We start from the raw sequence: 24,633 nt of genomic DNA on the forward strand, positions 1-24,633 counted from the left end.
CAATAACACCGCTAATTAATATGTACGCACTTTTGGTGGGAAGGCTTCACGCAGTTTTGGCTGCATATTGACTTCACGTCGTGTCATTGTTTCGGTTTGCGGTTGATATAATGTATGACATAACCAGTTCGCATCATCACGCTCTGGGAAATCGAAACGGCTATGAGCTCCACGGCTTTCTGTACGGAAGTTTGCAGATACCGCAGTGGCATAAGCAGTTTCCATCAGGTTGTCTAATTCTAAGCACTCAATGCGCTGTGTATTAAACTCACTTGAATTATCATCCAGTCGTGCATTTTGTAAGCGCTCACGAATGACTTTCAGTTCTTCTAAGCCTTTTGCCATTGCATCCCCTTCACGGAATACCGAGAAGTTATGTTGCATACAAGATTGCAGAGCTTTACGGATCTCAACTGGATCTTCACCAGAACGGTTATTTTCCCAGCGATTTAAGCGCGTTAATGCCGCTTCAACATCAGAGTCGCTCGCATCACGCATAGTACCTTGTTCCATTAGTGACTCTTTTAAGTGAACCCCTGCTGAACGACCAAATACCACGAGGTCTAACAGTGAGTTACCACCTAAGCGGTTTGCACCATGAACAGATACACAAGCAATTTCACCGACTGCGAACAATCCTGGAATAACAACGTCTTCGCCCTTCTCGTTCACACGAATAGCTTGACCCGTTACTTTCGTTGGAATCCCCCCCATCATATAGTGACAAGTAGGTATAACAGGAATTGGTTCTTTAACTGGGTCAACGTGTGCGAAAGTACGGGAAAGATCAAGAATACCTGGTAAACGAGACTCAAGAACTTCTTTACCCAAATGGTCTAGTTTCAATTTCGCATGAGGACCCCAAGGGCCATCACAACCACGACCTTCACGAATTTCAATCATGATTGAACGTGCAACCACATCACGGCCAGCAAGGTCTTTGGCGTTTGGTGCATAACGTTCCATAAAGCGTTCACCGTCTTTATTCAACAGATATCCGCCTTCACCACGACAACCTTCAGTCACTAACACACCAGCACCCGCAATACCAGTTGGGTGGAATTGCCACATTTCCATATCTTGCAGAGGAACACCTGCGCGAACCGCCATACCTACACCATCACCAGTGTTGATATGCGCATTTGTGGTTGACTGGTAAATACGACCAGCACCGCCTGTCGCTAAAATAGTGGCGTTGGCTTTGAAATAAACGACTTCACCCGTTTCAATGCAAATTGCAGTACAACCAACAATATCGCCATCTTGGTTTTTCACTAGATCGAGTGAATACCACTCTGAAAAGATGGTGGTGTGATTTTTTAAATTTTGCTGATAAAGGGTATGTAACAATGCATGCCCAGTACGGTCAGCGGCAGCAGCTGTACGTGCAGCTTGTTCACCACCAAAGTTTTTTGACTGACCACCAAATGGACGTTGATAAATACGGCCATCATCTAGACGAGAAAACGGGAGTCCCATATGTTCCAGCTCTAAAATTGCTTCAGGGCCGGTTTTACACATATATTCGATAGCGTCTTGGTCACCAATATAGTCGGAACCTTTTACCGTATCGTACATATGCCATTCCCAGTTATCCTCATGGGTATTACCCAATGCAACAGTAATACCACCTTGAGCGGAAACAGTATGAGAACGAGTAGGAAAAACTTTAGAAATCAGTGCACAAGACAGACCCATTTGAGAAATCTGTAAAGCGGCACGCATACCTGCACCACCCGCACCAATAACAACAGCATCAAACTCTCTTACTGGCAGATTCATTACACACCCCACACCACAATTGTTCCATAAATAAGATAAACCAACAGCGCAACAACAATAATCAGTTGTAAAGTCAGGCGTAATGCCAGCGGTTTAATATAGTCCGTTAACACTTGCCACATTCCGATCCACGCGTGAATAAGAATAGAAAGCAGAGTCAAGATGGTGAACACTTTGGTTAAGGATGAGCTAAAGAATCCGCGCCATACCTCATAGGTTATTTCTGTTGTAGCAATAAATCCCACAAGATAAAGAACATATAAAACGATAATAATGGCTGAAGCACGAAGGAATAACCAATCCTGTATGCCAGTACGGCCTAAAGTAGAAGAATTACTTACCATACTAATACCCCCGCCAATATTGATAAAATCACTGTAATAACCATTGATGCTGCCGCTGAATTGCGACCTACAATCAAGGTTTCATCAATAAAGCCGAAGTCCATTAACATATGACGAATACCACCACAAATGTGATACGCCAATGCTGTTAGGATGCCCCACAAAATAAATTTCGCGAAGAAGCCAGTCATAATTTCAGCAGCTTGCTGAAATCCTTCAGGAGAGGAGAGAGAGGTGCCAAGTAACCACAGTAAGATGCCAACTGCGACTAACATGATAACCCCAGAGACACGATGCAAGATCGATGCGATAGCAGGGAGTGGAAACTGTATCGTCTGTAAATCCAGATTGACAGGTCTTTGTTTTTTCACAATTTATGCCCACACAGCTTTTATAATTTTTCCTTCCTCCGGACCTGGATGGAAATCAAACAGCGAATGGGGTACAAAGGCACATTTTAAGTAAAATGTTAAATCCGTCTATTTTACAAAAAGTGTGGATTCGTTACGCTGGTTCTCCATACAACAACGGTTCCGGAGACCTGCGCGCAGTATAAGTGCTTCACAAACTTATTACAATTACCACACAACTTGTGTGCCCGACATTTGCCTCGAACAGTGAGAGGGATCACTATTTAATACATCTGATGCAAAAATGATTATCATTTTTGACACATACACAACATTTTTCTTACATTTACTGCATTATTTTAATGTTTATGTTTTTTTTGTGCGCAAACACGCTTCCAGAAACCTCAAACTTATGTAAAAGTGATAGCAGTACTAATTCTAAGTGCATTGCATAAAAAAGCACCTAAAAAAACATAACATCAAAAGCTCCTTAACATAAGTGACACACTATAGACCTAGACATTACGGGCATTAAATAAAACTCGGCTGGGTACCTTACATCAACTATAGTTTCACTATCGAAGTGCATCTTTATGAAGATACCCTCGACTTTGTTAGGAGACATATAAGCGCTAAGGAGATTATAAATGGCTGATAACAAAGCTAAGCTAACGATTGCTGAAACATCTGTAGACTTGGACGTTCTATCCCCTACACTCGGTTCCAAAGTTATTGATATTCGTACTCTCGGCTCCAAAGGTTATTACACCTATGATCCCGGCTTTACCTCAACCGCCTCTTGTGAGTCAAAAATCACTTTTATTGATGGTGATAACGGTATCTTACTTCACCGTGGTTTCCCTATCGGGCAATTAGCGACTGAATCAACATACTTGGAAGTCTGTTATATCCTGCTGTACGGTGAAGCACCTACACAGGAGCAATACGATAAATTTAAAACCACAGTAACTCGTCACACTATGATCCATGAACAAATTACCCGACTGTTCAATGGCTTCCGTCGTGACTCACATCCAATGGCCGTACTATGTGGTGTTACAGGGGCTTTAGCTGCGTTCTATCACGATGCACTGGATGTTAGTAATCCTGTTCACCGCGATATCACGGCTTATCGCCTACTATCAAAAATGCCAACAGTGGCAGCGATGTGTTACAAATACTCGATTGGTCAACCATTCGTTTATCCAAGAAATGACCTCTCCTATGCTGGTAACTTCTTGCATATGATGTTTGCAACACCATGCGAAGAGTATGTCGTTAACCCAGTACTTGAACGCGCAATGGATAGAATTTTCATCCTTCACGCCGATCACGAGCAAAATGCATCAACCTCAACTGTACGTACTGCGGGCTCTTCTGGTGCAAATCCATTTGCCTGTATCGCAGCGGGTATCGCGTCACTTTGGGGACCGGCTCACGGTGGAGCTAACGAAGCTTGTCTACGTATGCTGGAAGAGATCAAAACGGTTGAACACATTCCTGAATTTATTAAACGTGCAAAAGATAAAAATGACTCCTTCCGTTTAATGGGCTTTGGTCACCGTGTTTACAAAAACTACGATCCTCGTGCAACAGTAATGCGTGAAACCTGTCATGAAGTGTTAAAAGAATTAAACCTCAATGACAGCTTGCTTGAAGTGGCAATGGAATTAGAACGTATTGCCCTAAACGACCCGTATTTTATTGAGAAAAAACTGTACCCTAACGTTGACTTCTATTCTGGTATTATTCTGAAAGCGTTAGGTATTCCATCCAATATGTTTACTGTTATTTTTGCTATTGCACGTACAATTGGCTGGATCGCCCACTGGAATGAAATGCACGAAGATGGTCTGAAAATTGCGCGTCCTCGTCAGCTTTATACCGGTTATGATGAGCGTAATTTCAAAAGTGAAATTAAAAAGAAATAATTGAGTTTTATTAATTATTTATCTTGCTAAGCCCCGTTAAATCGGGGCTTTATGTTTTAAAATTATCGATAAAATTCAATCAGCTTTTCAAATATTCTTGCGGTGTTTGTCCTGTCATTTTTTTGAAAAAAGTAATAAAGGCGCTGTCACTGGCAAAGCCTAATATCTGGCTAATATCAATATAGCGATGATGGGTAGCTAATAATTCAATGGCTTTCATTAACCGCCACTGTTGGCGCCACTGTTGATAACTCAGTCCTGTCTCTTTGTAAAATAAGCGTGTGATCGTTTTTTCACTCGCCCCTACATGCTTTGCCATTTCTTGTAATGCTGGCGGTAAATCATCAAAGGATAAACGACTTAACCGTCTATCTTTAGGCATAAATAAATGATTGGGTTGCCGCGGTGCTTGAGCGATTTCATCAAAAAAAACGGCCAATAAATTTGCGTAGCGCCCTTCTTCCCATTGAGTATCAAAATCTGCAATGGAAATTCGCTCTAATATTTCTCGTAAAAGAGGTGAAATCGTTAAGATCTCGCTTTCACTTGGAAAATAATCATGGAATTCATCACTAATATAAACAGAACGATATCCAACAGAGGCATACATTTCGACTCGATGTTCAAGTCTCGGAGGGATCCACGCAATCCTCATGGGAGGTAATACAGAAACACGAGAAGCCAAAGTAATTCGCATACACCCTGACTGCGTAAATAATAACTGCCCTCTATCATGAGAATGAAATCCTGAGTCGTGCTTTCCCATTTCTGCTGCAATACCAACGACTGATGCAAGATGCTCTTCTGGCACAAAGTGGTCGTATTGATTAAGCCAAGCCATCACTTGTCCTATTTGAAAAATAATATGTCTTTATGTTTATAACAAGACATTCATTATCTCTGTATTCTGTTCATCAAGATTTAAGGATGTAGGATAAAAAAGATGAACAAAAAACTCTCTTTATGGTTAGCAATTGCGTTAATGATGTTTCCACAAATTGCAGAAACCATTTATAGCCCAGCACTTACTGATATTGCAAATGGCTTTCATGTCAGTGCAAATGAGGCTGGACAAACACTTTCGCTCTATTTCTTTGCGTTTGCATTGGGCGTCATTATATGGGGTCGATTATGTGATGTCATTGGTCGTCGTCCGACAATGTTAGCTGGATTGCTTATTTATGCTATTGCTTGTCTTGGCGTTTTTATGACACAAAATTTTTCAGTATTACTTGGATTGCGTATGCTTTCTGCTTTTGGTGCTGCAGTAGGCTCAGTAGGCACACAAACCATTATGCGTGATGTATATAGTGGCGATGAACTGGCTAAAGTTTTCTCTGTGATGGGAGCAGCTATCGCCCTAAGCCCAGCAATTGGTATGTTAAGTGGCTCATTATTAGTGAGTTATGCTGGTTACCAAGGTGTGTTTAGTGGTCTTGCCCTCCTTGCTGTGATTTTACTGTTATGGAGTACTTTTGCTTTACCTGAAAGTCGCCCTGAAACAATAAAAACAGCACCATTAGGAGAAACTGCAATAAAAATGCTTAAGGATAAGCAGATTGCTAAAACAGTATTATTAATTGCCTTTTTTAATATCAGCCTTTTTGCCTATTATCAGTTAGCACCTTTTATGTTTGATAAACAAGGTTATAGTACAAGTACCTTTGGTTATAGCGGTATTGTATTAGCAATAGGTGTCGGTATTGGCTCTTATATTAATAAAGCACTATTAAACCACCATTGGCAATGTGGAAAACTAGTTTTACTCGCAAGTTTTATTGCATTAGTTAGTGCCGTGGGTGTTTATTTATTACGTAACCACATTAGCTTTATTATCCCAATGATGACGAGTGTTGTTGCTTATGGCATTGCTATTCCAAATATCTTAGCCACAGCATTAGCACAGTATAAAGATCGTTTAGGTACTGCGGGAGCATTGTTAGGCTTGTTTTACTATTTGTTAATTGGTGGTGGGCTTGCACTTGCTGGATGGGGACAAAGCTTAGCAATCACTTTACTAATTTGTAGTCTAGGTTCATTGCTACTCTCTTTTTCTCGTCAAACGACAAAATAATAAATCTAAAAGAGCTCCTTATGCTTAATGTGAGCTCTTTTTATTTTGCTTTTTTTACTGTTAATTTTTTAATCAATTTAGCTAAGTGTTAACGCTTATTTTGCTTAACAGACAATTCTTAAATTTTTTAAATGCCACAAAAAATGTCTTTATTATCACATCTTCATTTTTAGCACTTTTCCCTGATACACCTCTTTATATAAAGCCAAATTGAATATTAATAAAGTTCAGTTAGCTTTTTTAGCGTTTACCTCTGTAAATTTAACAAATGGTACACGTTGATTTTATTTTCGCCAGTGATAATCAAATTGTTCGTTACGCCATTTCATGGTAAAAAAAACTGTTTATCCATACATAGCTTAAGGAACTGGCGTGATAAAAAAAATCTTAGACATTTTTCCTCTTTTTGGGAAAAAAGACGTCGCAATTACCGAAAAACATCTCCAAGAATCACTGTTATTGCTTGCAGTATTTGATGAGAGCTTGCCTAAACGTACATTAAATTATGTACTTACAGGTGAAAATCCGGAGATCCTTTTCGAATTAAACAAGCTGGATGCTTCAAAAGCGGCCGTTTATTTTGATAAACCAGGCACACTAGAATGGTGGTATGCACACAATAATGTGAATACAGGCCAATATAGCAAAGTAATCACTCAAGGGCTAAACGCACGACACAAACTTTATTCTAAAGTCGGCGATGGCTTTTCATCAGAACAAGTAGCGCGTTTAGGTAAAGTCCTTGCAGCTGCTTGCCAAGATATCAATATTAAAGTTATTACAAAAGAAGTACCAACTTGGGTGCTTTATCTTTTAATTGATGTGTTTTACAACACTTATGAAAATGCGCGTAATCTCAATTTAGAGCATCGTAAACATTGGAATATGGACTTTATCGCTAATATGGTTGAAAAAGAGGCCAATATTGCGGGTGAAAATGCCTTATTCGCGGTGTTTGATAGAAAAGATGTTTCTGAATACTATGCATCTAATCTTAAGCGTATTTACGAATTAAGTGATTTAAAAGACTACTTACTTTCACATCAAGAATTTGTTAGAACAGAATTAATTGAAAAACTGTCAGCAAATGGCTTAGTTGAGTTAATTAATTACCTCAATAAAAATACCGTATTACGTGATGCTTTCGCTGACATTATCGTGTTACTTGCCACCAGTAGCTTAAAAACCGTTAAAAAAGCCGCAGAGCCAATTTTAGTTACCTTACCACCTGAAATTATTAAAGAAAATCTCACTTATGTTTTAATGAATGGTACGCCAAAACAACGTACTCAAGCAGCAGATTTATTTGCACGCCAAGGTGAAAACCGCGATGTACTTGAAGAAGCGTTAAAACATGAAACTTCAAAAGCGGTAATGAAAAGTATTGAAAGCGCCCTGCTACGTTTTAATGTTGCTGAAGATGCCAATACTGTAGAGGCGATCGAGGCTCCTGATTTCACTCCATTAGAAGACTCTCCATTACCGGATAGCGTTCGCGATATGATGGTTAATAACTTCAATGAGCTATTGGTTAAAGCCAAAGAAAATGCTGAGCGCGAAATTGAAGAAAATAAAACGGCTAAACATACTTATAATTGGGCACAGCGCCATTTAAAAGATTTAAATAAAATTGATGAAAAACAGTGTCGTGCATTAGTTGATAAACTAAATAGCGGACAAGGTTCGATCCAATCAAATGAAATTCAAATCATTAAACATAAAAATCGTGTTTTAAACTTGCCTGAATATACACTATTCCATGCTGTGCGAGTGATAGTTAATAATCGCCAACATGCCGATCACTTCTCTTCTCACTATTTGAATGGCGAAATTCCTGAACGCTTATTTAGTGATATTGAATTGCGTCATCTTGAAGATGTATTGCAACGTTGTAACTTTAAAAATGCAGCCCGCCTGACAGCTGCATTATGTTTAGAATCTTATGAAGACGGTTTAAAACGCTTTCGTAGACCAGAGCAAGTTTGGCCTTTCTTCTCTCAACATACTGATTATATCGCTGAATCCCTGAATTTAATGCCAAACCAAAGCGAACATCGCTATCGCCAATTTGAGATTTCACAAGGTATTGAAGTATTAGGACGTTTCCCAACAATTCCTGCACAATTTGTTCCGCGCATCATGGAATTGGCATTAGGTGAAAATAAAACGCACCGCGTTTCTGCACAAAAATTATTAGAAACACTACCTAATATTCATTTAAGTGCACAAGAAGGATTAGCCTCTAGTAAACAAGAGATCCGTGTTACAGCCATTGAATGGTTAGCTCGCTTAAATAATCCAGAATCATTACCTGCACTAAATGCCTTATTGAAAAAAGAGAAACGCGAAGTCGTACGTGCCTCTTTATTAACAGCGTTAGAGCAACTGGGTGAAGATATCTCAAGTTATTTATCACCCAAAACCTTATTAGCTGAAGCTGAAAAAGGCCTTAAAGCCAAAGCCCCTGCAAGCCTTGCTTGGTTTAACTTTGATGCTATTCCTGCATTAACATGGGAAAACAAGAAAGCGGTTGATCCGGCGATTATTCGTTGGTGGGTTATTCTGGCAGTGAAATTAAAAATGCCAGGAGGAAACGCATTATTACAACGTTATATTGGTCTGCTCTCTACTGATAGCCAACATAAACTTTCAAGCTTTATTCTGCATACCTTTGTTGCTCAGGATATTAAAGGCCCATCACTTGAAGAAGCGATGGTAGAAGCACAACGTGAAGCTCCGGGGCGTTTAAGTAATTATCAAAACTGGGCTAAACGTTATCCTGAATATTATGCTAAATATGAAAACTTCACATTAGAACAAGTGGTTGAAGAGATTAAAAATGAGGTATTACGTCGTTATTTAGGCTCTGCAATCAGTGATAAAGGTATGTTAGCGCTTATCAGTGGTATTGAAGGTCATGTTGCAGTATCTGTATTACGTAACTATATGCGTGATCACTATCAGCGCCGTGCTCAAATTGAAGCCATGATTGATGCTGTAGCATCAAGCAATGATCCAATTATCATTCAGCTTCTTCTTTCACTATCACGCCGTTATCGCACGGCATCTGTTCAGGAAAAAGCTCGTAATTTAGTCACGCAAATCGCGGAGCGTAATGGCTGGAGTGCAGATGAATTAGCCGATAGAACTATTCCAACCGCAGGTTTTGATGATACCGGAACATTAGTGTTGGAATATGGTGAACGTATTTTCACTGCAAAAATGGATGCAAAACAAAAACTTGTTCTGTTTAATCCAGAAGGCAAAGAAGTTAAAGCGTTACCTGCAGCGCGCAAAAATGATGATGCGGAGCTGATTAAAGAAGCGAAAAAACTTTTCACTTCGAGTAAAAAAGAACTCAAACAAGTTATTGAATTGCAAAGTGTGCGTTTATATGAAGCCATGTGTGCTCAACGTCAATGGTTAAGCACCGATTGGCAAGAATATATCTTAGCTCATCCAATCATGCATAAACTGATTGAACAACTGGTTTGGCAAGAAGTGAAAGATGGCAAGGTTATCAATACATTCCGCCCTTCTGATGATGGCGCATTGCTTGATCTTGAAGATGATGAAGTGACTTTACAAAACGATTCGTTGATCCAACTTGCTCACGCAGCATTGGTCAATGAAGATGAACGTAAGGCATGGATCGCTCACTTTAAAGATTACAAAGTGAAATTTTTGTTCTCTCAAATGGAGCATAAGATCCCAGAATTAGATCTGAAACAAACTGAAGTGGAAGATAGAAAAGGTTGGATCACAGACACCTTCACTTTACGCGGTATTTTAACCAAAATGGGTTATCAACGAGGCCCAGCAGAAGATGGTGGCTCTTTCTCTCATTATTACAAATTTTTCTCTAGTTTAAACTACTACGTCAATATCGGTTTCAGTGGTAGCTATGTTCCAGAAGAAAATATTCCAGCTGTATTATTTGATTTAAGCTTTGAGAAAAATCAGCAGGATTACTGGGATCGCAATAATGTTGAGCTAAAAAATGTACCACCGATTCTATTAGCAGAAAGCTATGCGGATTATCTAAAAATCGCTGAAGCTTGCGCAGGATTTGATCCTGAATGGGAAAAGAAAACACCTTGGTAAAAGATAGGGATAATTAGGAAAGAATATGGCTAAAAAAGCACCCGCAGATCAACAAGCAATTAGGGAAAGTGCTGAGGTTCGATTTGCTCAAGAGCTAGAGCGTTTAACAAAAGCTGATGTTAATAATCCTAAACCACAAGGATGGCTTCGCTCTCCCCGTGCTGTACGCCAATTTATTTTAGGTGATGATGCATTAAGCATCACACCTAAGTTTTTCGGCGATGATGCGTTGGTTGATCGTGCAATTGTCACATTATTGGGTAAACAAGGTTTAATGCTGGTTGGTGAACCGGGTACAGCAAAATCGATGCTCTCCGAGCTTTTTGCTGCCGCCATCAGTGGTGATTCAGGATTAACCATCCAAGGAACTGCCGGCACAACAGAAGATCATATTAAGTATTCTTGGAACTATGCATTGTTATTAGCAGAAGGCCCAACAGAACGCGCTTTAGTGGGATCGCCGCTTTATCAAGGTATGTTACAAGGCAAAATTGTTCGCTTTGAAGAGATAACTCGTTGCCCTCCTGAAATTCAGGATGTGCTAGTTTCCTTAATGTCAGAGAAACAATTGATGATCCCTGAAATGGGTGATGGTGCACGTATTAGTGCAAAACCGGGATTTAACCTTATCGGTACAGCAAACTTACGTGATCGCGGTGTTCATGAAATGTCGGCCGCATTAAAGCGCCGTTTTAACTTTGAAACCGTGAAACCTATTCGTGATCCTGCATTTGAAATTAGCTTGATCCAATCACAACTTGAGAACGAATTAGGCTCTTTAGCTAATGAAGTCACTGTACCGGCGGATGTTGTGGAATTACTGGTCACAACATTCCAAGAGTTGCGCTCAGGTAATACGAAAGATGGCGGTAATATCAAAACACCTGATGCGGTTATGTCAACCGCAGAAGCCGTGAACATTGCTTATGCTTGTGCCTTAGAAGCGCATTATTTAGGTAATGGTGTGATGAATGCAGGCGCTATTGCCCGCCAATTAATCGGTGTTGTATTAAAAGACAATGCTGATGATATCAAGCGTATTCGTTATTACATGGACAACGTAGCCAGAGAGAGAGCAAGAAACAGTAAAGAGTGGAAAGCTTTCTTTGATGCATCAAAAGAGTTCTGGCAATAAAACGCTAAGACTCATAGCTACGCATTAAAATACGTTATTTATCTATTAAAGGCAGAGTTAACTTACTCTGCCTTTTCACCCAGAAAAGGGATCGACACGGTGACGCTACCTTCAATACCTTTGCCAGAAAGAATTGACCAAGCACGACTGAAATGGACGTCGTTACAGCAACAACATCTCTATTTTGCCCCTGTACGCCACCATAGCCCTGCTTGTGCTTATGCGGTTTTATCATTAATTGATTCTGTAAAACCTGACTATATTTTAATTGAAGGCCCAGATACCTTTAATTCACTTATTCCTAGCCTAACAGATAAAGATACCCTGCCTCCCGTTGCGATTATGGGGCAAGCTGAGTATTTGCATAATGATGGTAACCAAGAAGAGCGTGAGAAATCACTGCATTCTGCCTATTTTCCATTTTGTGAATATTCGCCTGAATGGCAAGCTTTGCGGGGTGGTTTGCGCATCAATGCTAAAACACGTTTTATTGATTTACCTTGGGCTGCACAAATTAATAACGAAGAGTATAGCGACTCGCAAAGTCGAAGCTTACAAAAAGAACGTTATTTAGCACATAGCCAGTTTATCGCGCAATTAGCTAAAAAATGCCACTGTCGTGATCATGATGATGTTTGGGAGCATCTTTTTGAATTACGTAGTATTGAAGCCTTAGCTGATTGGCAAACTCTTTTTAATGACACCTTTATTTGGTGCGCACTTGCACGTCTTGATTATGAGCCTGAAGTGCTTGAATCTGAAGGCTCTTCACAACGTGAAGCACATATGCTCGCTCATATTCAAACCATCAAACAACAAGAGCCTGATGCCAAAATTGTAATCGTCACAGGGGGATTCCATACCCTTGCATTAATTGAAGGTTTAGCTAACTCACAATCTCAATCTTTCGCCATTCCTAGCACAGAACAAAAGCAATTCACTAAAATGCAAAAAATGGGTGAAAATGAGCAAGCTTGGCTTATTCGCTACAGTTTTGACAGACTAGATGCACTTAATGGTTATGCTTCAGGCATGCCTTCTCCTGCATTTTATCAACAAGCTTGGCAAAGTTTGATGCAACAACATCATGATAAATTAGAAAATAATGATGTCGCCAAACAGCCAACCCAAGTTTATCGCAATAAAATGGGGATTGCTTTTCTAAGCTCAGTGGCTCAGGCAATTAGAGAAAAACAATTTGATAACCCACCGAGTTATTTAGCTGTAAAACTTGCAGCCGAACAGAGTTTACGCCTCGCTTTATTAAGGGATCACGCAGGTACAGGTCGCTATGATTTGCTTGATGGTTTACAAAGTGCCTTTATTAAGGGCAGTTTAGATGATAGCCAAAGCGAATTATGGGCTGAAATCAAAACCTGCTTTTCAGGCTATCTCTTAGGTAAAATTCCATTAGGGACGGCAACGCCTCCTTTAGTTAATGAAACCTATGAACGGGCTAGAGCTTTTCGTTTCAAACTTGATGATACTTTAGCAAAAACAACTAAATGCGATGTTTATCGTAACCCGCAGCATCGCTTAAGAAGTCGTTTTTTACATTTATTGGCTTTCTTGGAGATCCATTTTGCACACCGTGTAAATGGTCCTGATTTTCTTTCTGGCCATCAATTAGATCTGTTATTTGAAGAGTGGCAATACGCTTGGACACCTAATGTAGAAGGTGAACTAATTTCATTATCAGAAAAAGGCTCTCAACTTGAAGCTATTGCTCTAAATAAGCTGCTATCTATGGAGAAACAGCTTGAAGAACAAGGGCAAAGCCGTTCAAGCCAGAGTGCGGTTACGTTATTAATCCAAGCAGCACTAATTGGGCTACACCAGCGCATTCCATCACTCTTTAAACTGTTAGATAGCTATATTCAGCAAGATTTTCGTCTTGAGTCACTAACTCAGTGTGGACATAAACTGATCCATTTATGGCGAGGTCGCCAATATCTTGATATTACTGATGAGCTTTCACTTGAAAATCGCCTACATCAAGTTATTCCGCAAGCTTTCTTTTGTTTAGAACAACTGGCTCAAGGTGATGAGCAACAACAAGAAAGCAATTTACAAGCCCTGCTCTCTTTACGTGAATTGATTGAATTTATGCCATCGCTCAATAATCAGCATGATTATAAAAGTGATTTCTATCAGCAACTCAATCGCCTTGATGGTCAATTAGATACAGTACCTTTATTAAAAGGTGCAGTCGATGCCTTACGTTATTTAGGTTCATATATCGATGAAAATACGTTAGTTACCACGTTAAATACAACCTTTAGCACCGGCAGTTCTCCTGAACATGCCATTGGTTATTTCGTTGGTATGATGCGAACAGCACCTGAGCTAGTTATTCGCCTTCCGTTATTGGTCGATCACTTAAATACCTTGCTACAGCAATGGGATGAAGAGCGATTTATTCAGATCTTGCCTGATCTGCGTTTTGCCTTTAGCCAACTTAATCCCAAACAAAATGCAGAGCTTGCGCAATATATTGCCAACGATATTGGTTTAGATACACAAGCGTTATCTTTATGGCAGTCAGAATTTAGTGCTAAACAGATGCTTGAAGCCACTAAACTCAATCAAAAATTACAACAGCGAGTAATGGAACAAGGCATGATTTCTTGGTTTGATACTAAGAAAACAGAGAAAGGAGATACGACTCATGAGTCAGCATAATGACGATGTGCCTGAAGATAAAATAAAACAAGCAAAACGCTGGCGCCTGATTTTAGGTCAATATGCTGATGATGCCCTTGGGCAAGCGACTTTTAATGCTGATGATTTAAAAGTTGAGCGTACACTCGACTTTCTCTATCGTCGAGAATATCAGCGCCGAGGTCTTCGCCAAGAGCGAGGACGTCATGGATCACTCGATGCATCGCAACTTACTGCGGTAAACTGGCTAAATCAAGCGCGTAAGCTATTCCCTAATAGCACATTTGAACGTATGCAATCACAAGCTATTGAACGTTATCAAATCAGTAGCTTCCTTAAAGATCCCAATACGTTAAAAGCGATGGAGCCAACAAAAGCGTTAGCGAAAACATTATTAAGTTTACGTGGACGCATGAGTGAAGAAACGCGAGATGCGGTTAAAACGATTATTCGTAAAGTGGTCGATGATATTTTGCGTCAAATTCGCAATAACTTTCGCCAATCATTAACAGGTCGCCGTAATCGTTTTAGACGCTCTTTAGTGCCTAATAGTCGCAACTTTGATTGGCGCGCCACCATCGCTGCAAACTTAAAACATTACGATACTCAAAATCGCCGTTTAGTGATTGAAACCCCTTACTTTAACTCACGGATGCAACAACATTTTCCGTGGGATGTCATTCTTTGCGTTGACCAAAGTGCGTCAATGTCTAGCTCAATTATGTATGCGGCTGTTTGTGCCAGTATTTTAGCCTCTTTACCTGCTGTTAATGTCTCTTTAGTGGTTTTTGATACCCAAGTTGTCGATTTATCGCATTTAGCAGACGATCCCGTTGAAGTCTTAATGACAGTACAATTGGGTGGCGGTACTGATATTGCAGGTGCAATGCAATACTGTGAAAGTTTGGTCAAAAACCCTAAACGCACAGTTATTTCACTTATCAGTGACTTTGAAGAAGGTGGCTCATTAAACCGTTTATTAGATTGCACGCAACGCCTTAATAGCCAACAAGTTAAATTATTGGGTCTTGCAGCACTTGATGATGAGGCTCAACCTGCTTATGACTCTGCTATTGCACAAAAGCTTGCAGATAGAGGCATGCAAGTTGCAGCGTTAACACCTGAACATTTCGCACAATGGTTGGCAGAGGTAATGCAATGAGTTGGCAAACTGTTTACTTTCATTACGATGAAGATGCGCTCACTGTATTTGCTAATGCAGGATTATTAAGACGCGCAAGAAAAGATGTTGATAACGAAAAAGTTTCTCTCACTGATGCCAATACTGGGCAATTTAGCAGTGATGGACAAAATGTTGTTTTACACGAAGCGGGAATTCAACAAGCCAGTTGCGATTGTTCTGCATCTGGTTGTTGCAAACATATTTTAGCCGCTGTTTTATGGCTACAAGCTAATAATAGTGCTGATAATTCAAGTAACGATAATAGTGATGAAACTTCATCAGAAGCTATTGCGGAGCCTGTTGAAATTTCTCCACTGTTACCCGCGCTATTCACGCTTGATCCGGAAACATTAATCAAAAAAGCAGGAAAACCAGCCTGTCGTGTGGCGATTAAATTAGTTGAGCAGTGGGAAACAATAACATTGGATTTAGAAGACACAGGGACACAGTTAAAAATTCAACTCCCTGATGTTGATGAGCCTGTTATTTTCTTACAAGGTAGTGGTTACGATGGCATGTTATCGCCATTTTCTGACTCACAGAAAAAAGCATTCCACCTTGCTATTGTGGCTAAAATATTTGAACAACATTCTCAACCATGGAGTTGGCCTGAAGATTTAATCATTGTGCAATCTTCAAAGCGCCCTCTCAATGAAGAAGAAACAGCGTTAATTACGACGGTTGAACAATTTATTTATGATTTATTGCGCCAAGGGCTATCACATATCAGCTTGAGCAGTGCCACACAATTACACTTATTAAATATGTCCGCTCGAGCAGAAGGTTTACCTCGTTTGGCATCTTATTTACGAACATTGAGCACTCAAGTCAAACTGTTGGCAGAAAGACATTTCACTATGGATGAAAGTAATGTCTTGCGCTTGTTAGCTCATATTTCAGCCTATCTATTTCAATTATCCAGTGCGACGCCAGAACAGCTAAAAGTGTTACGAGGACAACTTCGCCGTCAATATGACGATAAAAAAACCAGCCTCTCTCTGATCCCTGTTGGCGCAAATTGGTGGACAGCGCAAAGTGGTGCATTAGGCGCAACCTTTACCTTTTGGGATAAAGAAGAAAAACAGCTCTTACAAGCGACTCAAGCACGCCCTAATCAACTTGATACTCTGTTTAATCGTTATAGTGTTTGGAATAGTTTATCCTTATGGAAACAAACATCCGATAAATTAATGCGTCGCCCTTTTTTATTACAAGAGCCTCGTATTTCTGATGAAGGAAAACTGGCAACTATTGGCGAAAGCTTCGCACAAAACCAAACGGATTTTCTTGATATTACCGATTATCACAATCTAAAAACTGAATTAGGGATCAACAATTGGCAAGAGTTACCAGACTATTTTGCTAATCAGCCTGAAGGGTTTCTTTCTCCTCTCGTCTTACATATCAAAAGCTATAAGCCTTTAATTTGGTATGAAATAGAGCAATGCGTTATCTGGGATGTTTCAGATAATCATGATAATTCAGCCTTCTTACGTCTTTATTGGGAAGGAACAATGCAAAATAATCTGGAAGAATTACGTTATCTCACTAAGCGAGAATTAGAGATAGTTGCAGTCACCGTGCAACCTGTTCGACGTGATTTAAATATGGATTTATTGCCAACGACTCTTTGGCTCAAAACCGAAAAAGGCATTGAAATGTTTTATCTCGATTTTGACCAATTTCCACGTAAGAAAAAACAATCGGGGTTTATTAGTCGTATTCAAGAATATATGGCTAAACGTAAGCAACAAACGGCAATGCATCACAGTGAACCGACATTAGCACAAAAATTTTGTCGCCCTATTTTGTCTGTATTAGAAGCCCAAGCATGTACCGGACGAGAATTGCTTTCTGAAATGCAAAAAGAGCAGTTAGAAATAAGCAAGCATACTGCTGACGATTTAGGAATGACATTAATTGCCAACCAATTGGCTCGTTATCTGGCATTAACTACACGTGACTCTCAGGCCTTATTACAGTTAATTTGGCTATGCGATAATCTGCAACAATTACAAAGCCCATTACCCATTCAGCTTAATGAGTAATAAATATCCCCCAGCATAGCCCGGGGATTTATATATACAAAAAAGCTATCTCTCTTTAATAAGAGAGATAGCTTATAAAATAAGAATAAGTAAGTTTATGCTGGATTATCAATATCAACAAATGTCACATCGAAGTGATGTGTTTGAGCAAGCCATTCACCTAATGCTTTAATACCATAACGCTCTGTTGCATGATGCCCAGCTGCAAAAAAATGAACCCCCATTTCTCTCGCGATATGAATAGTCTGCTCTGAAACTTCACCCGTTACAAAAGCATCCACACCCTGCTCAGCTGCATCTTGAATAAAGCCCTGTCCGCCCCCCGTACACCAAGCAATATTACGAATAGTTTCAGGTGCATTATCACCACAATGTAATACATTGCGTTGTAATGCTTTTTCTAAACGTTCTTTTAATTCAAGAGGCGTTAAAGGCAAATCAAATACACCTTTAGGCACTAAAGGTAATATTTCACCTTCAACTTTAACGCCCATTTTTAACGCTAATTGAGCATTGTTACCTAAGATTGGATGAGCATCTAACGGCAGGTGATAACCAAAAAGATTAATATCATTACAAAGTAATGTCTTTAAGCGATTACGTTTCATTGAACGAATAACAACGGGCTCATTTTTCCAAAAGTAACCGTGGTGTACTAAAATTGCGTCAGCGTTTAATCGTACAGCTTCATCAAGTAATGCTTGGCTTGCAGTCACACCCGTTACTATTTTTTGAATATGAGGGCGTCCTTCGACTTGAAGTCCATTAGGTGCATAATCTTGAAAGTTCTCAATGCTTAACTTCTCATTAATCACTAATTCCAGATCAGTATTCTTCATTTCATTTATTTCCCTGTTATCACGAATGCCACTATTTATATAACAATAGTACAAATAGCAATAGGTTAATGGCATTCGTTTAAATGACTCATTGCTGTTTATTGTAACGTAAAAATTGAAGATTATTTGAGGATAAGAAAAAACAAAAAGATAGCACAGGAAAAGTGCTTAAAGCGGGATAAAAATAACGCCTACTTTTGCAGGCGTTATCTTAATATTCTGTTATTTATGGCTATTTAGTGCCACTTCCGATTTTGCCAGCCAAACTGGTTTATCACTTGTTTTAGACCATACACGGTGTATATAGCTATAAAATTGGGCACGTTTAGGATGGAAAACCATAACAGGAAATGCCGCAACACCTAGCGCAACAGCACCGGTACGACGGGCCAAAACATGTTTTTTTGTGTATTCGTTATAAGCTGGCATAGTGCTCTCCTGTATAGAGATTAATTTAATGATTGAAATTTTACCTCATTTGGTGAAATTTTACTACTGATCAGACCACTCAATTCGTGCGAAAAATCACCTTTATTTTGCTTGATATGTAATTAAATTTCAGAATAGAAACAAAAATGAAACATAGATAACATAATTGTTAACAAAATTAGATCGGTATTTTTACTTAATAAAAGTGGTAGTAAATAATTTCGAGAATAAATTATCAAAAAAGAAAAAATCAAATAGAGAAGAGAAGATAAGAGAAGTAGGATATTCAAAAATGCGGGTTTTAATATTAATAATATAGATCTACTGCTAAATAATATACAACTGAATAATACATTTAGCAGTGAGTAATAAAATACTTATTCAGGGAAATCAAGAAAATCCACATCCATTGAATGATGGATAAGGCGAGCGATAAATAAGGTATCATTTTTTGGTAGATAATAAATTGAGTGTTTTTTAAACTCAAATCGTCTCATACCGTCACATACCCAATTACACTCTCGCCCAATCCAAGGTGCTCGAGCAAGTAGCTCAAAAGTATGTTGTAACTCATTATGATATTTTTTTGCCTGAGTTACACCAAATTGCTGAATGGTATAACGTGCAATTTGATAAATATCTTCTTCTGCTAATTTAGAGAGTTTATACATTTAAGTCCTTTTCAGCTCTTGAAAAAATATCATCCATGTTGTTTTCACTCTCTGGTGAATTCACACCATCTAGTACCATTTTGCGAACTATTTGGATCCGTTCTTCTCTGATTTCCATCATACGTAAAGCATCTCTGATTACCTCAGAGGTATTTCCATAACGTCCTGAATTAATCATTTCACCAACAAAACCATTAAAATGTTCACCCAAAGTTACGCTAGTTACTCGTGCCATAAATCCTTCCCACATTGTATTACTTAGTAATACAACAGTAGCAATAAATTTATTAATTTGCCAGCTAATACCATAAAAAAACACCCCAATATTGAAAACCAATTTTGGGGTGTCACAGTAAATAGAGAATTTTATAGCTTAAAATACCCTGAACTTATTTCTTAACTGCTTTACCTTTACCGCGTAGGGTTTCGGTTAATCCTTTCAGGAAATATCTTACAAGCTGATCGCCACAATTACGGTAGTTTTTATGTCCAGGCTTACGGAATACCGCACTGAGTTCTGGCTTAGAAACACGGAAGTCTGCAAGCTCATAAATCTTTAGAATATCCACATCTTTTAACTCAAAAGCGACACGCAGTTTTTTTAAGATAATATTATTGGTTATACGCTTTTCTACTTCAGGTGCTGGGAAATTTTCATCTTTGCCACGACGATAAAAAATTAGACCATTTAAAAAATGCCCCATTGCATTATCGTCACACTCAACAAATTCAGGTTCATCGTCTTTTTTCAGCCAGCTATTTACTAACTCTTTTGTAACTGTGAAATCAGCCAGTTTCATAATTTCAACAACATGTGCATCGCTTAGATCCAGCATGTAACGTACACTTCGTAAAACAAAATTATTTTGCATTGTATTGATTATCCACTCTATTTTTAATTCTAAATCAACCTCAATGATGGATATCAATGCTGTGATCTAAAAATATTCAATAATTAAAAAAATACACTCTACCTTTGGGTAGAGTGTATTCTATATAAATAGTTTATTGCACTAACTTATTTGTTAGCAAAAACATTATTTACTATTTCAATGGCTTCTTTTTCAATTAATTCACGATGATCAGGGCCTCGGAAGCTTTCACAGTAAATCTTATAGGCTTCTTCAGTACCAGAAGGACGAGCCGCAAACCAACCGTAATCAGTCATCACTTTTAAGCCACCAATAGATGCGCCATTACCTGATGCATGTGTTAAACGTGCAGTAATTGGATCACCTGCTAATGTGCTTGCAGTCACCATTTCAGGTGATAAGCGTGACAACAGCGCTTTTTGTTCATGAGTTGCTGATGCTTGAATACGATTATAGCTTGGTGAGCCAAAGCGTTGCGCTAATTCGTTGTAATGCTCTTGCGGATCTTTACCTGTTACTGCTTTCATTTCAGCAGCTAACAGACATAAAATGATGCCGTCTTTATCGGTTGACCATGGTTTGCCATTAAAGCGTAAGAAAGATGCACCTGCACTTTCCTCACCACCAAAACCAAACTCACCACTAAATAAACCTTGAACAAACCATTTAAAACCAACTGGTACTTCAACAAGTTCACGACCTAAATCTGCAACAACACGGTCAATCATTGCACTTGAAACCAGTGTCTTACCTACTTTTACATCTTTAGCCCATTGTGGACGATGACGGAAAAGATAGTTAATAGCAGCAGCTAAGTAGTGGTTAGGATTCATTAAACCAGAAGGTGTCACAATACCATGACGATCGTAATCAGGATCGTTAGCAAAAGCTAAATCGAATTTATCACGCAGTTGTAATAGACCTTCCATTGCCCAAGGTGATGAACAGTCCATACGAATAACGCCATCATGATCCAAAGTCATAAAACGGAATGTCTGATCAACTTGATCGTTAACTAATTCAAGATCAAGACCATAATACTCACCAATGCATTTCCAGTATTCGATACCAGAGCCACCTAATGGATCAACCCCCAGTTTTAAGCCTGCTTTCTTAATTGCTTCCATATCAACAACGTCACCTAACGCTTTGACATAAGGCATAATTAAGTCTTGAGCTTGAATATAACCACTTGCTAATGCTTCATCATAAGAAAGACGTTTGATGCCCGCTAAATTATTCTCAAGCAGTTCATTGGCACGTTTCTCAATAACTGAAGTTAAATCTGTATCAGCAGGTCCACCATTTGATGGATTATATTTAATACCGCCATCTTCGGGTGGATTATGAGATGGGGTGATCACGATACCATCAGCAATATCTTGATGTGCTTCGTTGTATGTCAAAATAGAAAAAGAAACTGCCGGTGTTGGTGTATAGCCATTATTTTCTTGAATAATCACTTTAACTTTATTGGCAGCAAGTACTTCTAAAACAGAAATAAATGCAGGCTCTGACAGTCCATGAGTATCTTTACCCACGTAACATGGCCCTGTTACTCCATTTTTAGCACGTACTTCAGCAATAGCTTGTGCAATTGCCAAAATATGTGCTTCATTGAAGCTATGGCGATTTGCACTTCCGCGATGACCAGATGTACCAAATTTCACACGATGAGCGTTATTGCTAGCTTGTGGTTTAAGTGAATAATATTGAGACGTTAATTGCGCCACATTAATCAGATCACTTTGACGAGTATGCTGCCCTGCTCTTGGATGAATTGCCACAAATCTTCTCCTATTTGACATCACAATCACGCTTTAAACAAAAGCCTTTGCAATGCATCAATTAACAATAGTGGTTAGATAGTTCCACACACCTTATCAATCTCATTTGCAGGAAATTGCATATCCTGCATGATGCTTTGTACCATCGTTCTCTTACGCTCTGTGTTCGAGTTAGTAATAACCCAAAACGGCGTACCTGAAATATGGCGCGGTTTTGTATGACGTCCACTATCGAGTAATGTTTGTTCATCACCAGCAAAATAGATACGTGTTCGTCCATGTACTGTTTCAGCAGATTGAGTAAAAGTAGCGCTATCTAGGCTATATAACGTAGAAAGGATCTGTAAAAAACGATCAACTGATTTTGTTTTTTCAGCATAACTGTCAGATAACAACAGTTCTCGCATTTCACGGATCGGATTTTTTGCTGGTGTAATAGCTGGTGTTATAGGTGTAGGTTCAGCTTCCTGTTGAATAACAGGTGCTTGTACTGACTCAGTGACAACGACTGGTTGTACGGGCTGTTTGGCATCGAGCTTCAGTAGACGCCTTAAAATATCTGAAGCGCTTTCACCGATATGTCTAGTTTCGCTAGCAATATAGCGGTAAAGTTCGTCATCAATTTCTATCTTTTTCATTGCTACCCAGTACTGTTTTCAAAAAAAAGTAATTAGGATTATAAGATATAATCTTTAAAAACAAAATAGGTAAAATTTCAATAACTTAAAGAGGATCTATTCAAGATCCTACCGTTTTAAAGGCTAAGCTCGGTATTTATCCTATTGTTTATCTCGGTATCATCTTCTATTCTTTGAACTTATTCACACAAAGCCAGCTTTAAACTCTGCTATATCACACCACTCCAACCTCTGAATAATATAAAATCCTAATTATTTATTTTTGAGCAATGTCAAGATTTCAACTTTTTAAATAAATTTGGAATATATAACTAGATAATAGCATTTTAATGGTTTTTTATAAATTTCTCTTATCAATTATTTCTGAACTTAATCACTCTTTCATATTATTACGATAAGTTGGCTTAGCACCTTGTGCATGTCATCATAGAAGAAAATCGCAATTATTTTGGTCATTAATATGAAACTCAATACATTATTAAATTATCAATTACACCAACCTGAAACGACACCGGCATCCAATTTACCTATCGTCTTGATCCACGGCCTTTTTGGGGACCTGAATAATTTAGGCGTTTTAGGTCGCGCGCTTCGCCAAGATAATACTGTGATACAAATTGATGTGCGTAATCATGGACATTCTCCTCATAGTGAAAGTATGAATTATCAAGATATGGCGCAAGATGTACTCACATTGCTTGATAGTTTAAATATCTCAAAAGCCATTATTATTGGCCACTCAATGGGAGGCAAAATTGCGATGGCGATGACAGCCTTAGCCCCTGAGCAAATCGCCAATATTGTTGTGATTGATATGTCACCTGTTGCTTATAACGTTCGCCGTCATGACAAAATCTTTGCTGCACTTGAAGCTGTAACTGAAGCTCAAGTTACACGCCGTCAAGATGCAGTGGAAATCATGCGTCCTTTTATTAAAGAAGATGGTGTGATCCAATTTTTACTCAAATCATTTAAAAATGGTGAGTGGTTATTTAATTTACCGGCAATAAAAAATGCTTATTCAGACATTATTGGCTGGCAAGAAGTGCCTGCTTGGCATCATCCTGTATTATTTATTCGTGGCGGTTTATCACCTTATATTTTAGATGAGTATCGTGAAAACATAGCACGTCAATTTCCTCTCGCGACCGCCTTTGTTGTTGCAAACACGGGGCATTGGGTGCATTCAGAAAAACCAGATACCGTCATTAAGGCAATTCGCCGCTTTTTAGAGAAAGCTTAGTTTATAAATTTAACTGCTTAAAATAACGCCACTGAAAATTGATAATTTAGTAGAATGTATAATTATTGTACTTAAAAACAGTATCTGTTGATAAAAAGACCAAATCACAATAGGTTAAAGTCAGGAAGCAGTGGCGAGACATCACTATGTGGGGTATTATTGGGCGTTTCGCAATTTAGTCATTGGTATACGCCCTTTCACAGCAAAATTTATGGCAAAAGAACAAACTGATCGCACCACACTGGATTTGTTCGCAGATGAACGCAGACCTGGGCGACCTAAAACAAACCCGCTTTCTCGGGATGAACAGCTTAGAATTAATAAACGCAATCAATTAAGACGTGACAGAGTTAATGGCTTACGTCGAGTTGAGTTAAAATTAAATGAAGATGCTGTGAATGCTCTCAATGAGTTGGCGACAGAAAGAAACGTCAGTCGTAGTGAGCTTATTGAAGAAATATTACTAGAGCAATTGGCGCATAATCACGCCTTAAAAATGCATCAAAACAAGAATAGCTAGCAGATAAACCACACAAATTCGA

Annotated in this window: 20 protein-coding genes; 9 read left to right on the plus strand and 11 right to left on the minus strand. The window is 38.9% G+C overall.

The window, feature by feature from the left end:
* Window positions 1-15: 15 nt before the first annotated feature.
* From sdhA to sdhC, 3 genes are read right to left on the minus strand one after another with little or no spacing between them, the layout of a single operon-like run.
* On the minus strand, window positions 16-1,782 hold the full coding sequence (gene sdhA / locus GTK47_RS16335) for a succinate dehydrogenase flavoprotein subunit (protein WP_023581183.1): 1,767 nt from the start codon (window positions 1,780-1,782) through the stop codon (window positions 16-18).
* Window positions 1,782-2,126 carry a succinate dehydrogenase membrane anchor subunit gene (gene sdhD, locus GTK47_RS16340; RefSeq protein WP_006537664.1) on the minus strand — a complete coding sequence of 115 codons (345 nt, stop codon included), beginning with the start codon at window positions 2,124-2,126 and terminating at the stop codon, window positions 1,782-1,784. The genes sdhA and sdhD overlap by 1 nt, the downstream gene beginning before the upstream one ends.
* Window positions 2,120-2,500: a succinate dehydrogenase cytochrome b556 subunit gene (gene sdhC, locus GTK47_RS16345; RefSeq protein ID WP_129586864.1), complete on the minus strand. Its 381-nt coding sequence runs from the start codon at window positions 2,498-2,500 to the stop codon at window positions 2,120-2,122. The genes sdhD and sdhC overlap by 7 nt, the downstream gene beginning before the upstream one ends.
* Window positions 2,501-3,123: 623 nt before the next feature.
* Between sdhC and GTK47_RS16350 the strand changes: the two genes are divergently transcribed.
* A complete protein-coding gene (locus GTK47_RS16350) occupies window positions 3,124-4,407 on the plus strand; it encodes a citrate synthase (RefSeq protein WP_109393447.1) in 1,284 nt (427 codons plus the stop codon).
* Window positions 4,408-4,486: 79 nt separating this feature from the next.
* Here the strand turns inward: GTK47_RS16350 and GTK47_RS16355 are convergent, their stop codons facing one another.
* Window positions 4,487-5,248, minus strand: a complete 762-nt coding sequence (locus GTK47_RS16355; protein ID WP_165125198.1) for a helix-turn-helix transcriptional regulator — start codon at window positions 5,246-5,248, stop codon at window positions 4,487-4,489.
* Between the two features lie 102 nt (window positions 5,249-5,350).
* Here GTK47_RS16355 and GTK47_RS16360 point away from each other — a divergent pair, with 102 nt between their 5' ends.
* From GTK47_RS16360 to GTK47_RS16385, 6 genes are all read left to right on the plus strand, one after another.
* Complete coding sequence (locus GTK47_RS16360; RefSeq protein WP_165125201.1) at window positions 5,351-6,481, plus strand: multidrug effflux MFS transporter; 1,131 nt, start codon at window positions 5,351-5,353, stop codon at window positions 6,479-6,481.
* 372 nt (window positions 6,482-6,853) lie between these two features.
* The gene (locus tag GTK47_RS16365) at window positions 6,854-10,585 is read left to right on the plus strand and encodes a DUF4132 domain-containing protein (protein ID WP_165125204.1); all 3,732 of its coding nucleotides are present in this window, start codon (window positions 6,854-6,856) and stop codon (window positions 10,583-10,585) included.
* 25 nt (window positions 10,586-10,610) lie between these two features.
* On the plus strand, window positions 10,611-11,720 hold the full coding sequence (locus GTK47_RS16370) for an AAA family ATPase (RefSeq protein WP_165125207.1): 1,110 nt from the start codon (window positions 10,611-10,613) through the stop codon (window positions 11,718-11,720).
* Window positions 11,721-11,819: 99 nt separating this feature from the next.
* Entirely contained in the window at window positions 11,820-14,402 is a 2,583-nt protein-coding gene (locus GTK47_RS16375) for a DUF5682 family protein (protein ID WP_165125210.1), read from the plus strand.
* Window positions 14,389-15,543 (plus strand): VWA domain-containing protein, encoded by a 1,155-nt coding sequence (locus GTK47_RS16380; RefSeq protein WP_088493424.1) that lies wholly within the window; start codon window positions 14,389-14,391, stop codon window positions 15,541-15,543. Before GTK47_RS16375 ends, GTK47_RS16380 begins: the two co-directional genes overlap by 14 nt.
* Window positions 15,540-17,612 carry an SWIM zinc finger family protein gene (locus tag GTK47_RS16385; protein WP_165125213.1) on the plus strand — a complete coding sequence of 691 codons (2,073 nt, stop codon included), beginning with the start codon at window positions 15,540-15,542 and terminating at the stop codon, window positions 17,610-17,612. Before GTK47_RS16380 ends, GTK47_RS16385 begins: the two co-directional genes overlap by 4 nt.
* Before the next feature lie 95 nt (window positions 17,613-17,707).
* On the opposite strand, the gene GTK47_RS16390 is transcribed toward GTK47_RS16385, so the two are convergent.
* The 7 genes from GTK47_RS16390 to seqA all read right to left on the minus strand — a co-directional run bounded on the left by GTK47_RS16390 (window position 17,708) and on the right by seqA (window position 22,848).
* Entirely contained in the window at window positions 17,708-18,451 is a 744-nt protein-coding gene (locus GTK47_RS16390; protein WP_165125216.1) for a type 2 GTP cyclohydrolase I, read from the minus strand.
* A 222-nt stretch (window positions 18,452-18,673) separates the two neighbouring features.
* Window positions 18,674-18,880 carry a YbfA family protein gene (locus GTK47_RS16395; RefSeq protein ID WP_072070216.1) on the minus strand — a complete coding sequence of 69 codons (207 nt, stop codon included), beginning with the start codon at window positions 18,878-18,880 and terminating at the stop codon, window positions 18,674-18,676.
* A gap of 377 nt (window positions 18,881-19,257) precedes the next feature.
* Window positions 19,258-19,551: a type II toxin-antitoxin system RelE/ParE family toxin gene (locus GTK47_RS16400; protein ID WP_165125219.1), complete on the minus strand. Its 294-nt coding sequence runs from the start codon at window positions 19,549-19,551 to the stop codon at window positions 19,258-19,260.
* Entirely contained in the window at window positions 19,544-19,786 is a 243-nt protein-coding gene (locus tag GTK47_RS16405; RefSeq protein ID WP_165125222.1) for a type II toxin-antitoxin system ParD family antitoxin, read from the minus strand. Before GTK47_RS16405 ends, GTK47_RS16400 begins: the two co-directional genes overlap by 8 nt.
* Before the next feature lie 154 nt (window positions 19,787-19,940).
* On the minus strand, window positions 19,941-20,423 hold the full coding sequence (locus tag GTK47_RS16410; RefSeq protein ID WP_075671621.1) for a DUF1456 family protein: 483 nt from the start codon (window positions 20,421-20,423) through the stop codon (window positions 19,941-19,943).
* 146 nt (window positions 20,424-20,569) lie between these two features.
* The gene (gene pgm / locus GTK47_RS16415) at window positions 20,570-22,210 is read right to left on the minus strand and encodes a phosphoglucomutase (alpha-D-glucose-1,6-bisphosphate-dependent) (protein WP_165125225.1); all 1,641 of its coding nucleotides are present in this window, start codon (window positions 22,208-22,210) and stop codon (window positions 20,570-20,572) included.
* Window positions 22,211-22,284: 74 nt separating this feature from the next.
* Entirely contained in the window at window positions 22,285-22,848 is a 564-nt protein-coding gene (gene seqA / locus GTK47_RS16420) for a replication initiation negative regulator SeqA (protein WP_165125228.1), read from the minus strand.
* Between the two features lie 460 nt (window positions 22,849-23,308).
* On the opposite strand from seqA, the gene ybfF reads away from it, so the two are divergent.
* Window positions 23,309-24,091, plus strand: coding sequence for an esterase (ybfF, locus tag GTK47_RS16425; protein ID WP_165125231.1), 783 nt, complete (start codon window positions 23,309-23,311; stop codon window positions 24,089-24,091).
* Window positions 24,092-24,302: 211 nt separating this feature from the next.
* Entirely contained in the window at window positions 24,303-24,611 is a 309-nt protein-coding gene (gene ybfE / locus GTK47_RS16430; RefSeq protein ID WP_165126714.1) for a LexA regulated protein, read from the plus strand.
* Window positions 24,612-24,633 lie beyond the last annotated feature (22 nt).

The organism is Proteus sp. ZN5, assembly GCF_011046025.1.
Classification (GTDB): domain Bacteria; phylum Pseudomonadota; class Gammaproteobacteria; order Enterobacterales; family Enterobacteriaceae; genus Proteus.

Coding starts and splice junctions, on each gene's coding strand:
- GTK47_RS16410 (WP_075671621.1), bottom strand. CDS start 20,423: ATGCAAAATAATTTTGTTTTACGAAGTGTACGTTACATGCTGGATCTA.
- seqA (WP_165125228.1), bottom strand. CDS start 22,848: ATGAAAAAGATAGAAATTGATGACGAACTTTACCGCTATATTGCTAGC.
- GTK47_RS16395 (WP_072070216.1), bottom strand. CDS start 18,880: ATGCCAGCTTATAACGAATACACAAAAAAACATGTTTTGGCCCGTCGT.
- ybfE (WP_165126714.1), top strand. CDS start 24,303: ATGGCAAAAGAACAAACTGATCGCACCACACTGGATTTGTTCGCAGAT.
- GTK47_RS16380 (WP_088493424.1), top strand. CDS start 14,389: ATGAGTCAGCATAATGACGATGTGCCTGAAGATAAAATAAAACAAGCA.
- GTK47_RS16400 (WP_165125219.1), bottom strand. CDS start 19,551: ATGTATAAACTCTCTAAATTAGCAGAAGAAGATATTTATCAAATTGCA.
- GTK47_RS16370 (WP_165125207.1), top strand. CDS start 10,611: ATGGCTAAAAAAGCACCCGCAGATCAACAAGCAATTAGGGAAAGTGCT.
- GTK47_RS16390 (WP_165125216.1), bottom strand. CDS start 18,451: ATGAAGAATACTGATCTGGAATTAGTGATTAATGAGAAGTTAAGCATT.
- GTK47_RS16355 (WP_165125198.1), bottom strand. CDS start 5,248: ATGGCTTGGCTTAATCAATACGACCACTTTGTGCCAGAAGAGCATCTT.
- sdhD (WP_006537664.1), bottom strand. CDS start 2,126: ATGGTAAGTAATTCTTCTACTTTAGGCCGTACTGGCATACAGGATTGG.
- GTK47_RS16385 (WP_165125213.1), top strand. CDS start 15,540: ATGAGTTGGCAAACTGTTTACTTTCATTACGATGAAGATGCGCTCACT.
- GTK47_RS16350 (WP_109393447.1), top strand. CDS start 3,124: ATGGCTGATAACAAAGCTAAGCTAACGATTGCTGAAACATCTGTAGAC.
- GTK47_RS16405 (WP_165125222.1), bottom strand. CDS start 19,786: ATGGCACGAGTAACTAGCGTAACTTTGGGTGAACATTTTAATGGTTTT.
- GTK47_RS16360 (WP_165125201.1), top strand. CDS start 5,351: ATGAACAAAAAACTCTCTTTATGGTTAGCAATTGCGTTAATGATGTTT.
- ybfF (WP_165125231.1), top strand. CDS start 23,309: ATGAAACTCAATACATTATTAAATTATCAATTACACCAACCTGAAACG.
- sdhA (WP_023581183.1), bottom strand. CDS start 1,782: ATGAATCTGCCAGTAAGAGAGTTTGATGCTGTTGTTATTGGTGCGGGT.